Origin of the sequence: Ideonella sp. (assembly GCF_041918995.1) — a bacterium.
Taxonomy (GTDB): Bacteria; Pseudomonadota; Gammaproteobacteria; order Burkholderiales; family Burkholderiaceae_C; genus Ideonella.
Genome location: NZ_JAYRUN010000016.1, coordinates 41,048 through 58,977, shown reverse-complemented (window position 1 = coordinate 58,977; position 17,930 = coordinate 41,048). Strand labels below are relative to the sequence as shown.

Annotated in this window: 14 protein-coding genes; 12 read left to right on the top strand and 2 right to left on the bottom strand. The window is 72.8% G+C overall.

Translation table 11 applies throughout. The features are described 5' to 3' along the window. Window positions 1-47: 47 nt before the first annotated feature. The 5 genes from ACE3UN_RS14930 (at window position 48) to ACE3UN_RS14910 (ending at window position 6,232) form a co-directional block, all read left to right on the top strand. On the top strand, window positions 48-986 hold the full coding sequence (locus ACE3UN_RS14930; RefSeq protein WP_374675764.1) for an ABC transporter permease: 939 nt from the start codon (window positions 48-50) through the stop codon (window positions 984-986). Further along, window positions 983-2,059 carry an ABC transporter permease gene (locus ACE3UN_RS14925; protein ID WP_374675763.1) on the top strand — a complete coding sequence of 359 codons (1,077 nt, stop codon included), beginning with the start codon at window positions 983-985 and terminating at the stop codon, window positions 2,057-2,059. The genes ACE3UN_RS14930 and ACE3UN_RS14925 overlap by 4 nt, the downstream gene beginning before the upstream one ends. Continuing rightward, the gene (locus tag ACE3UN_RS14920; protein WP_374675762.1) at window positions 2,059-3,783 is read left to right on the top strand and encodes an ABC transporter ATP-binding protein; all 1,725 of its coding nucleotides are present in this window, start codon (window positions 2,059-2,061) and stop codon (window positions 3,781-3,783) included. Before ACE3UN_RS14925 ends, ACE3UN_RS14920 begins: the two co-directional genes overlap by 1 nt. Before the next feature lie 43 nt (window positions 3,784-3,826). Further along, window positions 3,827-4,849: a GSU2403 family nucleotidyltransferase fold protein gene (locus ACE3UN_RS14915; protein WP_374675761.1), complete on the top strand. Its 1,023-nt coding sequence runs from the start codon at window positions 3,827-3,829 to the stop codon at window positions 4,847-4,849. A 105-nt stretch (window positions 4,850-4,954) separates the two neighbouring features. Continuing rightward, window positions 4,955-6,232: a solute carrier family 23 protein gene (locus tag ACE3UN_RS14910; RefSeq protein WP_374675760.1), complete on the top strand. Its 1,278-nt coding sequence runs from the start codon at window positions 4,955-4,957 to the stop codon at window positions 6,230-6,232. Between the two features lie 54 nt (window positions 6,233-6,286). On the opposite strand, the gene ACE3UN_RS14905 is transcribed toward ACE3UN_RS14910, so the two are convergent. Then, complete coding sequence (locus ACE3UN_RS14905; protein ID WP_374675759.1) at window positions 6,287-7,729, bottom strand: phosphatidylserine/phosphatidylglycerophosphate/cardiolipin synthase family protein; 1,443 nt, start codon at window positions 7,727-7,729, stop codon at window positions 6,287-6,289. A gap of 79 nt (window positions 7,730-7,808) precedes the next feature. Continuing rightward, on the bottom strand, window positions 7,809-10,730 hold the full coding sequence (locus tag ACE3UN_RS14900; protein ID WP_374675758.1) for an ATP-binding protein: 2,922 nt from the start codon (window positions 10,728-10,730) through the stop codon (window positions 7,809-7,811). 94 nt (window positions 10,731-10,824) lie between these two features. Between ACE3UN_RS14900 and ACE3UN_RS14895 the strand changes: the two genes are divergently transcribed. The 7 genes from ACE3UN_RS14895 to ACE3UN_RS14865 all read left to right on the top strand — a co-directional run bounded on the left by ACE3UN_RS14895 (window position 10,825) and on the right by ACE3UN_RS14865 (window position 17,911). Then, window positions 10,825-11,580, top strand: a complete 756-nt coding sequence (locus ACE3UN_RS14895) for a class II glutamine amidotransferase (protein ID WP_374675757.1) — start codon at window positions 10,825-10,827, stop codon at window positions 11,578-11,580. A gap of 124 nt (window positions 11,581-11,704) precedes the next feature. Further along, the gene (locus tag ACE3UN_RS14890; RefSeq protein WP_374675756.1) at window positions 11,705-12,895 is read left to right on the top strand and encodes a sensor histidine kinase; all 1,191 of its coding nucleotides are present in this window, start codon (window positions 11,705-11,707) and stop codon (window positions 12,893-12,895) included. Beyond that, on the top strand, window positions 12,885-13,997 hold the full coding sequence (locus ACE3UN_RS14885) for a sensor histidine kinase (protein ID WP_374675755.1): 1,113 nt from the start codon (window positions 12,885-12,887) through the stop codon (window positions 13,995-13,997). Before ACE3UN_RS14890 ends, ACE3UN_RS14885 begins: the two co-directional genes overlap by 11 nt. Then, complete coding sequence (locus ACE3UN_RS14880; protein WP_374675754.1) at window positions 13,994-14,785, top strand: LytR/AlgR family response regulator transcription factor; 792 nt, start codon at window positions 13,994-13,996, stop codon at window positions 14,783-14,785. Before ACE3UN_RS14885 ends, ACE3UN_RS14880 begins: the two co-directional genes overlap by 4 nt. Before the next feature lie 64 nt (window positions 14,786-14,849). After that, a complete protein-coding gene (locus tag ACE3UN_RS14875; protein WP_374675753.1) occupies window positions 14,850-16,589 on the top strand; it encodes a M14 family metallopeptidase in 1,740 nt (579 codons plus the stop codon). Between the two features lie 31 nt (window positions 16,590-16,620). Next, entirely contained in the window at window positions 16,621-17,262 is a 642-nt protein-coding gene (locus ACE3UN_RS14870; protein WP_374675752.1) for a glutathione S-transferase family protein, read from the top strand. Between the two features lie 70 nt (window positions 17,263-17,332). Continuing rightward, window positions 17,333-17,911 (top strand): TMEM165/GDT1 family protein, encoded by a 579-nt coding sequence (locus ACE3UN_RS14865; protein ID WP_374675751.1) that lies wholly within the window; start codon window positions 17,333-17,335, stop codon window positions 17,909-17,911. The last annotated feature ends 19 nt before the right edge of the window (window positions 17,912-17,930 follow it).

The window sequence follows — 17,930 nt, the reverse complement described above, 5'->3', positions numbered from 1 at the left end:
CACTCGCGCATCCTCACATCCGCCCGGGTGCGCCCGGGCCGCTCGCCATGGCCGCCTATCTGGTCCGGCGCCTGCTGCAGATGATCCCGACGCTGCTGGGCGTCGTGCTCTTCGTGTTCGCGCTGTTCAAGTTCGTCGGGGGGGACCCGGCAGAGATCCTGGCGGGGCTCAACGCCACGCCCGAGCAGGTGGATGCCATCCGCCAGCAGCTGGGGCTGAACGAGCCCTGGTACGTGCAGCTGGGCATCTTCCTGCAGCAGATTGGTACCTTCGAATGGGGCAAGAGCTGGGCCACCCAGGAGCAGGTGAGCCAGATCTTCGCCACCCGCCTGCCCGCCACGCTGACGGTGATGGCGCCCATCCTCATCCTGGACACGCTGCTGGCGATCCCCATCGCGCTGGGCGTGGCCTACGTGCGCGGCTCGCTCACCGACCGCACGCTGATGGTGGTGACGACGGTCGCGCTGTCCATCTCGTTCCTCGTCTACGTGATCGTCGGCCAGTACGTGTTCGGCTTCCAGCTCGGCTGGTTCCCGGTGCAGGGCTGGAGCGACTCCACCTGGACCAACCTCACCACCTATGCGCCCCTGCCCGTGCTGCTGGCGGTGATGGTGGGCGTGGCGCCGCAGACGCGGCTGTACCGCAGCTTCTTCCTCGACGAGCTCGGGCAGGACTACGTGCGCACCGCGCGCGCCAAGGGCCTGGCGGAGCGCCCGGTGCTGTTCAAGCACGTGCTGCGCAACGCGATGATCCCCATCCTCACCAACGTGGGCCTGGCCCTGCCGGGCATCTTCGTGGGCTCCTTCCTGATCGAGGTGTTCTTCTCCATTCCCGGCCTGGGCCGTGAGGTGCTGCTGGCGGTGAACCGCAGCGACTACCCCGTCATCCAGGCCGCCACCGTGTACCTGGCGATGCTGACCATGCTGATCAACCTGGCCACCGACCTGCTCTACAAGGTCGTCGACCCGCGAGTCGTCCTGAAATGAGCGCGGTGCTTTCCTCCAAGGCAGAGGCCACGCTGCCGGCAGAACGCTCCGAGGGCGTGTGGCATGCCGCGTGGCGTCGCTTCAAGCGCGACCGCGTGGGCGTGGTGTCCATGGGCGTGGTGCTGGCCTTCATCGTGCTCATCGTGTTGTCCGGCCTGGGTGTGGTGGCGGCGCACTGGCAGGACGAGGTGGGCGTCGCCAACGCGCCGCCCACGGTGGTGGGCCCGAAGCCGCCCGAGGCCACCGGCGCCATCGAGCAGCCCAAGGGCCCGAACGTGGACATCAGCGACATCGACCCGCTGGCCCCGCGCTACGGCGAGTGGGCCGAGCGCGCCAAGCAGTACGCGACCACGGCCGCGCACAAGGCCGAGACCCTCCCCTTCGGCGGCGACCGGCTCGGTCGCGACGTGCTCGACAAGGTGATCAAGGGCACCCAGGTGTCGGTGGCCGTGGGCGTGATGGCGGCGCTGCTGGCCACGCTGATGGGCACGCTGCTGGGCGCGCTGTCGGGCTTCTTCGGCGGCAAGGTGGGCGACTTCCTCGAGTGGCTCTACACGGTGTTCACCGCCATTCCCGACATCCTGCTCATCTTCGCCCTGGCCGCGGTGCTCAACCGGGCCGATGCGGTGCTGCCGCGCGGCATCTGGACGGTGGTGGTCATCCTCGGCCTGGTGGGCTGGACGGGCCTGTACCGCCAGGTGCGCGCCGAGTTCATGAAGCACCGCTCGCGCGAGTACGTGCGGGCGGCGGACGCCATCGGCGCGTCCACCGGGGCGCGCATGTTCCGCCACATCCTGCCCAACGTGAGCCACGTGATCCTCGTGCGCATGAGCCTGCTGGTGGTGGGCTTCATCAAGAGCGAGGTGATCCTGTCGTACCTGGGCCTGGGCGTGCCGGTGGACCAGGTGAGCTGGGGCACCATGCTGGCCGAGGCGCAGAGCGAGCTCATCCTCGGCTACTGGTGGCAGCTGGCCGCGGCCACGCTGTTCATGGCGGTGTTCGTCACCGCGTTCTCGTTGATGGCCGACGCCTGGCGCGACGCGCTCGATCCGAAGCTGCGGGGGGCCGAGTGATGGCCGGGAATCTGTTGTCCATCCAGGACCTGAAGGTCGCCTTCCGCATGGGGCGGCAGGGTGGCGTCGTGCAGCGTGCCGAGGCCGTGGGCCGCGGTGCGCAGGGCGTGAACTTCGATGTCGCGCAGAACCAGACCGTGGCGCTGGTGGGCGAATCGGGCTCGGGCAAGAGCGTCACGGCCATGAGCATCGTGAACCTGCTGCCCGAGAACGCCGAGCGCACCGGGCGCATCCTGTGGAAGGGCCAGGACCTGCTGCAGGCCGACCGCGCCCGCCTGCGGGCACTGCGCGGCCGCGAGATCGCCTGCGTCTTCCAGGACCCGATGTCCTCGCTCAACCCGGTGTACAGCATCGGCGACCAGCTCATCGAGCCGCTGGTCACCCACCTGGGCCTGGGGCGCCGGGCGGCGCTGGCGCGCGCCGAGGAGCTGCTCAACGAGGTGGGCATCCCCGACCCCAAGCGCCGCCTGTCGGCCTACCCGCACGAGCTCTCGGGCGGCCAGCAGCAGCGCGTGATGATCGCCATGGCGCTGGCCTGCGAGCCGCAGCTGCTCATCGCCGACGAGCCCACCACCGCGCTGGACGTCACCATCCAGCGCCAGATCCTGGAGCTGCTGGCCAAGCTCAAGGCCCGCCACGGCCTGTCGGTGCTGTTCATCAGCCACGACCTGGCACTGGTGGGCGAGATCGCCGACCGCGTGGTGGTGATGCGCCACGGCACCGTGCGCGAGCAGGGCGCGGTGGCCGGCATCTTCAGTGCGCCGCAGGACGCCTACACCAAGGCGCTGCTGGCCTGCCGGCCCACGCTGGAGGAGCAGCTGCCCGCGCGCCTGATGGTGATCGACGACCACATCGCCGGCCGCGGGGCCCGCACTGAAGCCAAGCCCAAGGACCCGGCCGCCCCGGTGGTGCTGGAGGTGAAGTCGCTCACCAAGAGCTTCTGGCTGCGCCAGGGCGTGTTCGGCCGCAAGGAGTTCCCCGCCGTCAAGGGCGTGAGCTTCCAGCTGCGGCGTGGCCACACGCTGGGCGTGGTGGGCGAATCCGGCTCGGGCAAGACGACGATGGGCCTCACGCTGCTGCGCCTGCACGAGCCGCACTCCGGCCCCATGGGCGGCGAGGTGCTGTTCGACGGCCAGAACCTGATGCACCTGAGCGACGCCCAGCGCCAGCAGATGCGCCGGCGCATCCAGATCGTCTTCCAGAACCCGTACGCCTCGCTCAACCCGCGCTTCACCATCGGCCAGACGCTCATCGAGCCCATGGCCATCCACGGCATCGGCGCGAACACGGCCGAGCGCGAGCAGCGCGCCCGCGCCCTGCTGGACAAGGTGGGCCTGGAGGCACGCGCCTTCGCCAAGTACCCGCACGAGTTCTCCGGCGGCCAGCGCCAGCGCGTGGCCATCGCGCGCTGCCTCACGCTCAACCCCGAGGTGCTGGTGCTGGACGAGGCGGTGAGCGCGCTCGACGTGTCGGTGCAGGCGCAGGTGCTCAACCTGCTCAAGGACCTGCAGGACGAGCTCGGGCTGGCCTATATCTTCATCACGCACGACCTCGCGGTGGTGCGCTTCATCAGCGACGAGGTGCTGGTGATGAAGGACGGCGAGGTGGTCGAGCAGGCCAGCGCCCGCGACATCCTCACCGCGCCCCAGCAGCCCTACACCCGCCGCCTCATCGGCGCGGTGCCCAAGGGCTGGCAGCCACAGGGGCAGCCGGCGGCTGCTTGAACGTGCTTATACTACTTCGGATAGTGAGGTAGTATAAGACGCCATGTACGCCGAGCTGAGTGCGGCGGCCCAGACCGCCTTTGCCAGCGTGGCTTCCGCCGCGCTGTCGGCCGAGTCTGCGCGCTCCATCGCCGCGGCGCCGGGCGGCTTCGCCACCAAGGCGGTCCATGGGCAGCGGTACTGGTACCACCAGATCCGCCAGCCCGACGGCCGGCTGCTCCAGACCTACCTGGGCAAGGCGACGCCTGAGCTCGACGCCCTGGTCGCCCAGCACAAGGACCCCACGGCCGCGGCGGCGCGCGAACATCTGCGCCGGCTTGCCCAGGCCGCGCTGGCACTGGGCTGCGACGAGGTCATCCCGCGCCACGCCATGGTTATCCAGCGCCTGCACGACCACGGCTTCTTCCGGGTGGGCGGCGTCCTCCTGGGCACGCATTGTTTCCTGGCCTACCAGAACATGTTCGGCGTGCGGTGGACGCTGGGCACGACGACGGTCGACCTCGACTTCGCGCACAGCGGGCGCAACCTGTCGCTCGCCTTGCCCGACCGGGTGGACACCCATGCGGCCATTGAATCACTGCGCATGGGCTTCGTGCCCAATGCGGACCGCAGCACCTACAAGAAGGCCGACGAGCCCGACTTCGACCTGGATTTCCTGACGGCCTTGCGGCGCACCGGCGATGCGCCGGTGCACGTGGAGGCACTGAACGTCACGCTGCAACCGCTGAGGTTCCTGGAGTTTTCCATGGAGGCAGCCGCGCCGGCAGTGCTGCTGTCCCGGCGCGGGCCCATCGTCGTGAACATGCCCCCCGCCGAGCGCTACGCGGTGCACAAGCTGCTGGTCTGTGGCGAGCGGCCGGCCGCGCAGCGTACCAAGGCACTCAAGGACGTGGCCCAGGCGGCCACGCTGGTGGACTACCTGGGCACCCATGACCCGGAGGCGCTGGCCGCTGCGTGGGCGGATCTGCAATCCCGCGGGCCCGGCTGGCGCAAGCGCGCAGCGCAGGGCGTGGCCATGCTGCGACGACAGTATCCGGCGCTGGAGGCCGCGGTGCTGCTGGCCTGAGCCGGCCGACGCCGACACTTCTTCATACACTGGCCCCCTGGGGCGCTGGCACGGGCCGTGCGAGCGCATCACATCCACAAGACCCCTGCCCGAGGAGAGCACCGCATGAGCCTGCTGCCCACCTGGCGCGAGGTACCGGCCACGCCCGGCACCGTCGTCGCCCCCGATGAACGCCTGCCCTGGCCCCAGACGGTGGCCATGGGCGTGCAGCACGTGATCGCCATGTTCGGCGCCACCGTGCTGGCGCCCATCCTGATGGGCTTCGACCCGAACGTGGCGATCCTCATGTCGGGCATCGGCACGCTGATCTTCTTCCTGGTGGTCGGCGGCCAGGTGCCCAGCTACCTGGGCTCGAGCTTCGCCTTCATCGGCGTGGTGATCGCGGCGACGGGCTACGCCGGTGGCGGCGCCAACGCCAACATCGGCGTGGCGCTGGGCGGCATCATCGTCTGCGGCCTGGTGTACGCGCTCATCGGCCTGCTGGTGATGGGCGTGGGCACCTCGTGGATCGAGAAGCTCATGCCGCCGGTGGTCACCGGCGCGGTGGTGGCCGTGATCGGCCTGAACCTGGCCGGCATCCCCATCAAGAACATGGCGCCCACCGACTTCGACAAGTGGATGCAGGCGGTGACCTTCATCGCGGTCGGCCTGGTGGCCGTGCGCACTGGCGGCATGCTGCAGCGCCTGCTGATCCTGGTGGGCCTGATCGTCGCCACCCTGGTGTACGCGGTGCTGGCGAACGGCTTCGGCCTGGGCAAGCCCATCGACGTGTCGGGCATCGTCAACGCGGCCTGGTTCGGCGCGCCGGGCTTCGCCGCGCCGGTGTTCGATACCCAGGCCATGCTGCTCATCGCCCCGGTGGCCGTGATCCTGGTGGCCGAGAACCTGGGCCACGTGAAGGCCGTGGGCGCCATGACCGGCAAGCCGCTGGACCGCTTCATGGGCCGCGCCTTCCTGGGCGACGGCATCGCCACCATGGTGTCGGGCGCCTCGGGCGGCACCGGCGTCACCACCTACGCCGAGAACATCGGCGTGATGGCGGCCACCAAGATCTACTCCACCGCCATGTTCGTGGTGGCGGCGCTGATCGCGGTGGTGCTGGGCTTCTCGCCGAAGTTCGGCGCGCTCATCCAGGCCATCCCGCTGCCGGTGATGGGCGGCGTGTCCATCGTGGTGTTCGGCCTGATCGCCGTGGCCGGCGCCAAGATCTGGGTGGACAACCGGGTGGACTTCTCCGACAACACCAACCTCATCGTGGCCGCCGTCACGCTGGTGCTGGGCACGGGCGACTACACCCTGAAGTTCGGCGGCTTCGCGCTGGGCGGCATCGGCACCGCCACCTTCGGCGCCATCCTGCTGTACGCGCTGCTGCGCAAGCGCTGAGCCGCGCCGGCGCCAAGGGCTTCGACAGGCTCGGCCCGAACGGCTCCAGGGGCGCTACAGCCAGTACTGCAGCACCCGGCCGAGCCACTCGGTCAGGCGCTGCTTGATCGGGCGGGCCTTCCAGGCCTCGAGCGTGACCGGGTCGGACATGGCCTGGTCGCGCTCGAACACCCGGCGCATCTCGCCGCCGAACTCGTCGCCCAGGATCACCGCGTTGAGCTCGCGGTTGTGCACGAAGCTGCGCCAGTCGAGGTTGGTGGAGCCCACGGTGGACCACACGCCGTCGACCACCGCCGTCTTGCTGTGCAGCAGCACGCTGCGGCGCTCGTAGAGCTTCACGCCCGCCTCCAGCAGCGTGCCGTAGTGCGAACGCCCGGCGCTCACCACGATGGGCGCGTCGGAGTGGCGCGGCAGGATCATGCGCACGTCCACGCCGCGCCGGGCCGCGCGGCACAGCGCGTCCAGCAGCTGCGGGTCCGGCACGAAGTAGGCGTTGGTGATCCACACCTCCTTCTCGGCATGGTCGATGGACGACATCAGCGTGGTGTAGATCGCGCTGTAGGGGTCGTCCGGCGCACTGTCGATGGCGCGCACCACATGCCGTCCGCGCACGGCGGGCGGCGGCAGGGTGAGGTCGGCGGCGTTCAGCACGGGGCCCTTCTGCGACGCCCAGGCGCGTGCGAAGCCCTGCAGGAATTCGGCCGCCACGGGGCCCTCGATGCGCACGTGGGTGTCGCGCCACGGCCGCTCGGTCGCCTCCTGTGCGCGCTCCTCGGGGGTGCGGCGGCGCGGCTTGGAGCCCGAGCCGGCGCCCGACGAGCCACCCGAGTACACGCCGCTGATGTTGATGCCGCCGAGGAAGGCCACCGCGCCGTCCACGACCATCAGCTTGCGGTGGTTGCGCCCGTTCACGTCCCAGCCGCTCTTGGCGTCCAGCGGGTTCACCGGGTTGTACTCGACCACCGCGATGCCCTCGGCGCGCAGCCGCTCGAAGAACTCGTCCGGCGTGCCGATGCTGCCCACGCTGTCGTACATCAGGTTCACCTGCAGCCCCTGCCGGCGCTTGGCGATCAGCGCCTCGGCGAAGCGCTGCCCCACCTCGTCGTACTCGAGGATGTAGGTCTCCATCAGGATGCTGCGTTTCGCCGCGGCGATGGCGGCGAACATCGCGCCGTAGGTGGCTTCGCCGTCCTGCAGCAGCGTCACCTGGTTGTCGGCCACCAGCGGGCTGTCGGTGAGCGCCTGCTCGATGGCCAGGTGGCGCTCCAGGATGCTGCTGGGCCGGCCCGGCTCGGCCTTCAGGCGCTCGACGAGCTGCTTCTGGCGCGCGGGGCTCAGCGGGCCGCGCGCGCCCTCGATGCGCGTGGGCTCCTGCGAGGCGCGCAGCGCCAGGTCGGGCACCAGCCGCGGCACCTCCACGCAGCCGGCGAGGCCGCCGCTGGCCAGGCACGCCACGGCCAGCGACCAGCGGGCGGCGCGGACAGGGGGGGCGGACATGGCAAGGGGCAGCGGTGGCTGGCGAAGGGCTGGCCCCCGCCTGGGCAAGGCGCGTGCCCTGCGGGCCGGCGGCGCCGCGTCAGCCGGCCGGCGCCGGCACCCAGCGCGCCAGCAGCCGCACCAGCTCCTGCGGCTGCATGGGCTTGGCGAGGAAGCCGTTCATGCCCGCCGCCCGTGCCAGCGCCCGCTCGTTGTCCAGCGCGGCGGCGCTGAAGGCCACCACCGGCAGGCTGGCCGTGCGTGCGTCGCGCCGCAGCGCCCGCACGGCGGCCAGGCCGTCGAGCACCGGCATGTGCAGGTCCATCAGCACCACGTCGAAGCTGTCGGGCGATTGCAGGCACAGGCGCACCGCCTCGCCGCCGTCGCGGGCGGGGGTGACCTGCGCGCCCAGGCTGGACAGCAGCTCCGTGGCGATGAGCATGTTCACCGGGTGGTCCTCCGCCACCAGCACGCGCAGGCCGCGCAGCGGTTGGGGTTCCTGGCTGGCACCCGGGGCGGCGGGGGCGGGCGACGGGGCGGCGCCCTCGGCGGCGGCGGCCGGGGCGGCGGCCGTGCCCTCGGGCAGGGTGAGCGCCAGCCAGAACACGGCACCACCCTGCGGCCGGCTGTGCGCGCCCACCTCGCCGCCCATCAGCTGGGCCAGCTCGTGGGCGATGGACAGGCCCAGCCCGGTGCCGCCGTAGCGCCGGGTGGTGGAATCGTCGGCCTGCGCGAACGGACGGAACAGCCGGGGCAGCACCTCCGGCGGGATGCCGATGCCGGTGTCCTCCACCTCGAAGCGCAGCGCGCCGCCGGCGCCGCTGGCGGCCACCCGCAGCACGACCTCGCCCTGGGCCGTGAACTTGATCGCGTTGGCCAGGAAGTTGGACAGGATCTGGCGCAGCCGCAGGGGATCGCCGAGCACCCGCACCGGCACGTCCGCCGGCAGCTCCAGCCGCAGCTGCAGGCCCTTGGCCTCCGCCAGCACCGCATGGGCGCCGTGCACCGTCTCCAGCAGCGCGTGCAGGTCGAAGGCGATGTGCTCGACCGTGAGCTTGCGCGCCTCGAGCTTGGACAGGTCCAGCACGTTCGACACGATGCCGTTCAGGCTCTCGGCGGCGTCGATGAGGTAGCGCAGCCAGGCCTGGCGCCGGGCGTCGCTCTGCCCGGGTGTGGCCATCAGCCGCGCCAGCCCCAGCACGCCGTTGAGCGGGGTGCGGATCTCGTGGCTCACATGGGCCAGGAAGGCGCTCTTGGCGGCGCTGGCGGCCTCCGCCACGGCCTTGGCCTCGGCCAGCGCCTGCTCGGCACGGCGGCGCTCGGTGATGTCCTCCAGCACCCAGATGGCGCCGCCCTCCTCGGGCCGACGGGGGTCGACCAGCTCCGAGCGCAGCTCTGCCAGCATGGTGCTGCCGTCGGGGCGCAGGAAGGGGTGCTCCAGCTGCACCGGGTGGCCGGCCTGCAGGCGCTCGCGCACCGTGGCGATGAAGCGCTCGTAGGCCGCCGGCCCGCCGAAGTAGCGCGCCACCGGCTGCCCCGCCATGCTGCCGGCCGGCTGGCCCAGCAGCTGCTCGAGCCGCGGGTTGGCGCGCTCGATCACGCCGCCGCGCACCAGGGCCACGCCCACCGCCGCATGCTGCAGGATGGCGTCGCCCTGCAGGCGGGCGCGCTCGTCCTCGGTGATGTCGCGCGTGAGGATCACCGCCACCGGCTCGCCGGCCCAGTCGAAGCGGGCGGCCGAGATCATCACCTCCCGCTCGGCGCCGTCGGGCCGGCGTGCGGTGGACCGCATGCCGCGCACCACGCCGCCCGGTGCGTCCAGCGCCAGGCGCAGCCGCTCGGCGTCGGCCGGGTCGCGCCACAGGCCCAGCCCCTGGCCCGACTGGCCCAGCACCTGCTCCGGGCGGTCGTAGCCCGCCATGGCGAGGAAGCCGGGGTTGGCCAGCAGGATGTGGCCGGTGCGCAGGCTGGCCACGGTGATGGCGTCGGGCGTCAGCTGCACCAGGTTGTCCAGCATCGCGCGCGATTCCGCCAGGGCCCGGGAGGCCAGCACCTCCGCGGTCACGTTCTGGCAGATGCCCCACCAGCCCACGTGCTTGCCGGCGGCATCGAACACCGGCTCGCCGCTGCCGCGCACCACCAGCACGGTGCCGTCCGCGCAGGTGAAGGTCACGGTGCGGTTGCGGTAGGCGCGGCGCGCCCGCATGTCGTCGAGCATCGCTGCCCAGTCGGCGTCGTCCAGCGGCTGCGGCCCGCCCGGCTGGCCGATGTGCAGGAACTCCGCCACCTGGCGCCCGGTGTGGCGCACGAAGGAGTCGGAGATGTGGCGGATCCGGCCGCGGCGGTCGCCCTCCCAGGTCCAGTCGCTGCCCAGCCGCAGCAGCTCGGCCAGGCGGTGCTCCTGCTGCCAGGCCTGGTGCAGGCTGCGCACCACCTGGCGCGACATCACCAGGCCCACCAGCAGCGAGCCCAGCGACAGCAGGCCGTGCGAGATGGCGCGCGAGGTGGATCCGCCCAGCGTGCCCTCGACCAGCGGGGCCACGGCGCCGCTGCGCTCCGCCTCCCAGAGCAGCACCAGGATGACCGCCTGCAGCACGCCCATCACGCCGGACCACGCGGGGCCCACGAGCGGGCCCGCGAGCGCGAGCAGCATGGCCGACGCCGCCAGCATGATGGAGAACAGACCCAGCCCGGTGAGCGCGGCGTAGGCCGCGAAGCCCACCTGCAGCAGCACCAGCAGCCCGGCGCACGCGACGCGGGGGCCCGCCCGGCGACCCACCCCGGCCGCCAGCACGGCGGCCGCCCACAGCAGGCCCGCCAGCGCCATGCGCGCGGCCGACAGGTCGCTGGGGTGCCCGGCCATCGCCTGCACCGGCACGGACAGGGCCGACAGCGCGCCCAGCCCCACGCACACGCCGACGAGCGCGCGCAGGGCCACCCGGTCGCGCTCCAGCTGGGCCTCACGGGCACCCTGCAGCAGGGACAGGCCGGCGACCACACTGTCGCCTGGGGTTGGGCTCACGCAGCGGCTCCCGGAAACCCCCGCAGCATAGGGGACAACCGGCGCGCTGCGGCATCGGGGCGGCCCCGGGCGTCCCACTTCCTACAATGCGGCCATGTGCCAGCTGCTGGGCATGAATGCCAACACGCCCACCGATGTGATGTTCAGCTTCACCGGGCTGGCCACCCGTGCCCACGAGCACAAGGACGGCTTCGGCATCGGCTTCTTCGAGGACCGCGGCGTGCGCGTCTTCATCGACCCGGCGAGCGCGCGCGACTCGGCCATCGCCCGGCTCGTGAAGACCTATCCCATCCACAGCCGGCATGTCATCGCGCACATCCGCAAGGCCACGCAGGGCCGGGTGGCGCTGGAGAACACCCACCCCTTCGTGCGCGAGCTCTGGGGGCGCTACTGGGTGTTCGCCCACAACGGCGACCTCAAGGGCTTCTGCCCGCGCCTGCACGGCGCGTTCCGCCCGGTCGGCGACACCGACAGCGAGCGCGCGTTCTGCTGGCTGATGCAGGAGCTGGCCAAGGCCCATGCCGGCGTGCCCGACGTGCGCGAACTCAGCTGCACGCTGGCCGAGCTGGTGCCCGAGCTGCACCGCCACGGCACCTTCAACATGCTGCTGTCCAACGGCCAGGCACTGTGGGCGCACTGCTCCACCCACCTGCACTGGCTGGTGCGCCAGCACCCCTTCGCCACCGCCAGCCTGAAGGACGAGGACCTGCGGGTGGATTTCGCGGCGGCCACCACGCCGGCCGACCGGGTGGCCGTGATCGCCACCGAGCCACTCACCGCCGACGAGGCCTGGACGGCCTTCCAGCCGGGCGAGCTGCGCGCCTTCGTGGACGGCCAGCCCCTGGCCTGACGCCCCGGCCCTGCGCTCCGGCGGCCCGCCATCCATGCACGGCAGCCGCCGTCCATGCGGCCGGGCCGGCACTTCGCCGCGGCCGCGCGCCGGCCCCCGCCGCCGGTGCCTACACTGCGCCGCCATGGACACCCCCGCCGCCGGCGCCCCGCCCCTGAACCGCGTGCAGCGCTGCTACTTCCGCTGGGCCAGCCCCTGGTACGACCGCATGGAGCCCGGCCTGCGCGAGGAGGCCCGGCGCATCGACACCTTCCTGTACAGCGCGCAGGGCCTGTGGGTCTGGGCCGGCGTGGTGGCGCTCATCGTGGCCAGCGCGTTCGGCCTGGCGGCGGCGGGCTTTCCGCCGGCGCTGGCGCTGCTGTGCAGCTCGGCGGTGTGGGTGGCCTTGCTGGGCGCGGGCCTGTCGGCCTGGCTGATGCCCGAGCGCCATACCGTGCGACGCCTGGGCCGCACCGCGGTCATCGTCACCGGCATGGCCTTCGCCGGCGCCCTCACCGGCTTCCTGGTGGCGCGCGCCACGGTGCACGGCGCTCGCTCGCCGGGCGAGTTCGTCGCCCCCCTGGGCGACGCCTTCCTGCGCGCGGCGCCGGTGCTGCTGCTCGGCGGCGTGGCCCTGGTGGTGGTGATGGCCATCATGGCGCGCCTGCGCCGCTGGCAGATGGCCCGCGAGCTGGCCCGGCTGCGGCTGGAGCAGGCGCTGGAGGTGGCGCGCCGCCAGGCGGCCGAGGCCCGGCTGGCGGCGCTGCAGGCGCAGGTGCAGCCGCACTTCATCTTCAACACCCTGGCGGCGCTGCAGCACTGGGTGGACGCCGCCGACCCGCGCGCGGCGCCGCTGCTGCGCGCGCTGACCGGCTTCCTGCGCGGGTCCACCGAGCTGCTGGCCCGCGACAGCGCCACGCTGGACGACGAGCTGCCGCTGGCCGAGCACTACCTGGCGGTGATGCAGGCGCGCTGGGGCGAGCGGCTGCGCGGCACGGTGCGGGCCGACGCCGCCAGCCGCGCCGTGCGCCTGCCGCCCGGGCTGCTGCTGACGCTGGTGGAGAACGCGGTGGAACACGGCGCCGGCGCGCGCCTGGACGGCGGCGAGGTGCACGTGCGGGCCCGGGTGGCCACCGGCCGCTGCGAGGTGGAGGTGGCCGACAACGGCCCCGGCCTGGCCCCCGGCTGGCAGGAGGGCGTGGGCCTGGGCAACGTGCGCCAGCGGCTGGCCCACCGCTTCGGCGACCGCGCGCGCCTGGTGCTGGACGACGCCGCGCCGGGCGTGCGCGCCCGCATCGAGCTGGTGCTGGCCGAGGAGGCCGAGCATGTCCGCTGACACCCCGACCGCCGACCGCATCGACTGGAGCCAGCTGTGGTACCCCGGGCCGCGGCGCCGCTTCACCGCGGCCGAGATGGCGCGCGCGGGCCGCGACCGGCCGAGCCGCACCTTCGGCGTCATGCTCACCATCACGCTGGCGATGCTGGCGCAGGGCGCGCTGCAGGCGGCGCCGGCCGGCGAGGTGGCGCGGCTGGCGGGGCTGCTGGTCGCCGTCTACGTGGCGGCCTGGTACGGTGCGCTGCGGCTGTGGGCCGAGCCCGCCCGGCGCACGCTCCTGCGCGAGACCTTGCTGGTCGTGGCGGTGTTCCTGCTGTTCGCGCTCGGCCTGCGCTGGCGCATGGCGCCCGGGGCGGCGCGCGACTGGATCTTCCACTTCGGCGCCGCCGCGTTCGGGCTGACCACCCTGACCTACTGGTTCGTGACGGTGTTCCGCGCGCACCAGATCGAGGCCCGGCTGCGCGAGCACGAGGAGCGCGAGCGTGCCCTGGAGCTCGCGCGCCAGCTGGCCACCGCCCAGGTGCAGCCGCACTTCCTGTTCAACTCGCTCGCCTCGCTGCAGCACTGGGTGGACACGCGCGACGACCGTGCCGGGCCGATGCTGGCCGCGCTCACCGGCTACCTGCGTGCCACGCTGCCGCTGTTCGAGCGGCGTGTGCTGCCGCTGGCCGACGAGCTGCAGGCCGTGCAGCGCTACCTCGACGTGATGCGGCTGCGCCTCGGGGAGCGCCTGGCCAGCGAGGTCCACGCGGACCCGGCCGCGCTCCGTGTCGTCCTCCCGCCCGGCCTGCTGCTGACCCTGGTGGAGAACGCCATCGAGCACGGCGTGTCGCCGCGGCTGCACGGCGGGCGGGTGACGGTGCGCTGCACCGCCACGCCCGGCGGTGGCGCCCGCGTCGGGGTGGCCGACGACGGCCCGGGCCTGCCGCCGGGCCCGGTGCCCGACGCCGCCGGCGTGGGCCTGTCGAACACCCGAGCCCGGCTGGCGCAGGCCTTCGGCGAGCGCGCGCGCCTGCAGCTGGCCGATGCGCCCGACGGCGGCTGCGTCGCCACCGTCGACCTGCCGCCCCCTGAGACCCTTCTGGCCCCTTCCCCGACATGAACTCCACCGACATCCCGTCTCCCACCGACCGCGTCACCGTGCTCGTCGCCGACGACGAGGAGGCCCCGCGCGCCCAGCTGGTGGCCGCCCTGCGCGAGGCCTGGCCGGGCGCGTGCATCGTGGCCGAGGCGGCCAACGGCGTGGACGCCTGGGACGCCTTCCTCGAGCACGAGCCGCAGGTCTGCTTCCTGGACATCCGCATGCCTGGCCTGTCGGGCATCGAGGTGGCGCGGCGCATCGATGGCCAGGTGCCGGTGGTCTTCGTCACCGCCTATGGCGACCATGCCCTGGCCGCCTTCGACGCCGGTGCGGTGGACTACGTGATGAAGCCCGTGGACGCCGCCCGCCTGACGCAGGCCGTGCAGCGCGTGCGCGGCCGCCTCGGCCAGCCGGCCGGGCCGGACGTGCAGGCGCTGCTCGCCCAGCTGGCCGGGCAGCTGCGCCGGCCCGCCACGCCCCCGGTGATCCAGGCCAGCGTGGGCAAGGAGGTGCGGCTCATCCGCGTGGAGGACATCGTGTACTTCGAGTCCGATGCGCGCTACACCCGCGTGGCCTACGACGACGGCAGCGGCGCCGCGGAGGCGCTGATCCGCACGCCGCTGAAGGAGCTGCTCGCCCAGCTGGACCCGGCGCAGTTCTGGCAGGTGCACCGTTCGGTGATCGTGAACCACCGCCACATCGCCAGCGCCGTGCGCGTGGACGAGGGCAGCATGCACCTCACCCTGCGCGGCCGGCCCGAGCGGCTGCCCGTGTCGCGCCATTTCCAGGGCCTGTTCAAGGGGCAATGACGCGGCCGGTGCCAGGGCCCGGGTGCGACACTTCGCCGCACCCCTGGCCACTGCCTCAGAGCGCATGACCCCCACGCCGCTGCCCACGTCGCTGCCCAGCCCCGACTTCTCCCGCTTCTACCGCCACGACGAGCTGACGGCGCTGCTGCGCGCCTATGCCGAGGCGCGGCCCGGCCTGGTCGAGCTGCGTGAGCTGGGCCGCAGCCATGAAGGCCGGCCCATCTGGCTGCTGGTGCTGACGAACCGCGCCACGGGGGCGGACGACACCAAGCCCGCGCTGTGGGTGGACGGCAACATCCACGCCGCCGAGCTCACCGCCAGCACCGCGGTGCTGTACTGGCTGCACCACCTGCTGTCGCGGCAGGGCAGCGACGCCGAGGTGACGCAGCTGCTGGACACGCGCGCGCTGTACCTCGTGCCGCGCCTGAACCCCGACGGCGCCGAGCTGGCCCTGGCCGACCGCCCGCGCCACATCCGCTCGTCCACCCGGCCCTACCCCTTCGACGAGCCGCCGGTGGACGGGCTGACCGTGCAGGACATCGACGGCGACGGCCGCATCCTGCAGATGCGCGTGCGCGACCCGCACGGCGGCTGGAAGCCCCACCCGCAGCAGCCGCGCCTGCTCATCCCCCGCGAGCCCGGCGAGCACGGCGGCACCTACTACCGCGTGATGCCCGAGGGCCTGCTGGAGCCCGGCTTCGACGGCACCACCATCCGCGTCAACAAGGACGTGGAAGGCCTGGACCTGAACCGCAACTTCCCCGCCTACTGGCGGCAGGAGTTCGAGCAGCTCGGCGCCGGCCCCTACCCCACCAGCGAGCCCGAGGTGCGGGCGATGGTGGACTTCATCGTGCGCCACCCGAACATCGGCGCGGCGGTGAGCTTCCACACCCACTCCGGCGTCATCCTGCGCCCCATGGGCACGCAGGGCGACGACGACATGACGCCCGAGGACCTGTGGATGTTCAAGCGCCTGTCCGAGCTGGGCTCGCGCCTGACGGGCTACCCGGCGATCAGCACCTTCCACGACTTCAAGTACCACCCCAAGGAGATCATCACCGGCACGCAGGACTGGGTGTACGAGCACCTGGGCGCGCTGTTCTGGACGGTGGAGATCTGGGCGCCCAACAAGGAGGCCGGCATCACCGGCTACGACTGGATCCACTGGTACCGCGACCACCCGCCCGAGGACGACCTGAAGCTGCTCGCCTGGAGCGACGGGCAGTGCGGCGGCCAGGCCCACGTGGACTGGCGGCCGTTCCAGCACCCGCAGCTGGGTGAGGTGGAGATCGGTGGCTGGGACCGCATGAACTACTGGCGCAACCCGCCGCCCGCGCTGCGCGAGCGCGAGGCCGCGCGCTTTCCGGCCTGGCTGGGCCGGCTGGGCATGAGCCTGCCGCGGCTGGAGGTGGTGGCGTGCGGCGCGCAGCGCGTGGACGGTGACGCCGCGGCCTCGGGCGGCGACGCCACCTGGCGGGTCCACCTGGTGGTGGGCAACGCCGGCTACCTGCCGAGCCACGTCACCAAGCGGGCGCTGGAGCGCAAGACGGCGCGCGGCTGCGTGTGCCGCATCGAGCTGCCCGAGGGCGCGCACCTGGTCACCGGCACGCCGCGTGTCGAGGGCCCGTCGCTGGAGGGCCATGCACCGAAGAACTCGCTGCAGGCCTTCCTGCCGGACCGCGAGATCACCGCTGACCGGGCGCGCGTGGAGTGGTGGGTGCGCGCCCCCGCGGGCACGACGCTCGCCCTGCACGCCACGGCCGGCCGCGCGGGCAGCGTGCGCACCACGATCACCCTCGGCTGACGCGCTTGGCCCCACCATCGGAGCGACCCCCATGCACATCCTCTACGGCTCTCAGGGCAGCGGCTCGTCCATCGCCGAGGCGGCGCTGGAGCGCTGCGGCGTCGATTTCCGGGTGGTGCGGGCCTCCCAGTGGGAGCCCGACTCCGCCATCGACGAGCTGCGGCGGGTGAACCCGCTCGGGCAGATTCCCACGCTGGTGCTGCCCGATGGCAGCGTGCTCACCGAAAGCGCGGCCATCCTCATCCACCTGGGCCTGGCGCACCCGGACAGCGGCCTGCTGCCCGCCGCCCCCGCCCGCCGCGCCCAGGTGCTGCGCGGGCTGGTGTTCATCGCCGCCAACTGCTACAGCGCCATCACGCAGAGCGACTACCCCGAGCGCTTCACCACCGACACCACCGAGGCCGCACGCGAGGCCGTCCGGCAGGCGGCCCGGGCCCAGCTGCACCGCCATTGGGAGATCTTTGCCGACACCTTCGGCGCGCTCGCCGGGGAGCAGGGCTTCCTCGGCGGTGACAACCGCCCCGGCGCGCTGGACCTGATGGCCGCGGTGGTCTCGCGCTGGTCGGGCACGCGCGCTCACCTGGCGCAGCATCGGCCGGGCTTCCTGGCCGTGCTGCAGCGCATCGAGGCCGACCCGGGCTTCGCGCCCGTGTTCGCCCGCCACTGGCCCTGAGCCACCCGGGCGCCACCCGGGCGCGCACACCCCCGCCGGTACACTGCCGGGTTTGCTCCCGGGTGAACGCGTGGAAGCCTTTCTTGTCTCGACCGGCGTGGTCGCCCTCGGTGAAATGGGCGACAAGACGCAGCTGCTGGCCATCGTCCTGGCGGCCGCCTTCCGCAAGCCGCTGCCCATCATCGCCGGCATCCTGGTGGCCACGCTGGCCAACCACGCGGCGGCCGGTGCCCTGGGCGGCTGGGTGGCCGCGCTGCTGGGCCCCACCGCGCTGCGCTGGGTGATCGGCCTGTCCTTCCTGGCCATGGCCGGCTGGATGCTGGTGCCCGACGAGATCGCCGAGGACGCCGGCACCGACACTCGCCGCTTCGGCGTCTTCGGCACCACGGTGGTCGCCTTCTTCCTGGCCGAGATGGGCGACAAGACCCAGATCGCCACGGTGGCGCTGGCCGCCCGCTACACCGACGTGGTGGCGGTGGTGGCCGGTACCACCTTCGGCATGATGCTGGCCAACGTGCCGGCCGTGTTCCTGGGCGACCGCATCGCCCAGAAGGTGTCCATGCGCGTGGTGCACGCCATCGCCGCCGCCGTCTTTGCGGTGCTGGGCGTGCTCACGCTGCTGGATGTGGGACAGTTGTTCGGCGCATGACACGGGCCGGCCGCCGCCG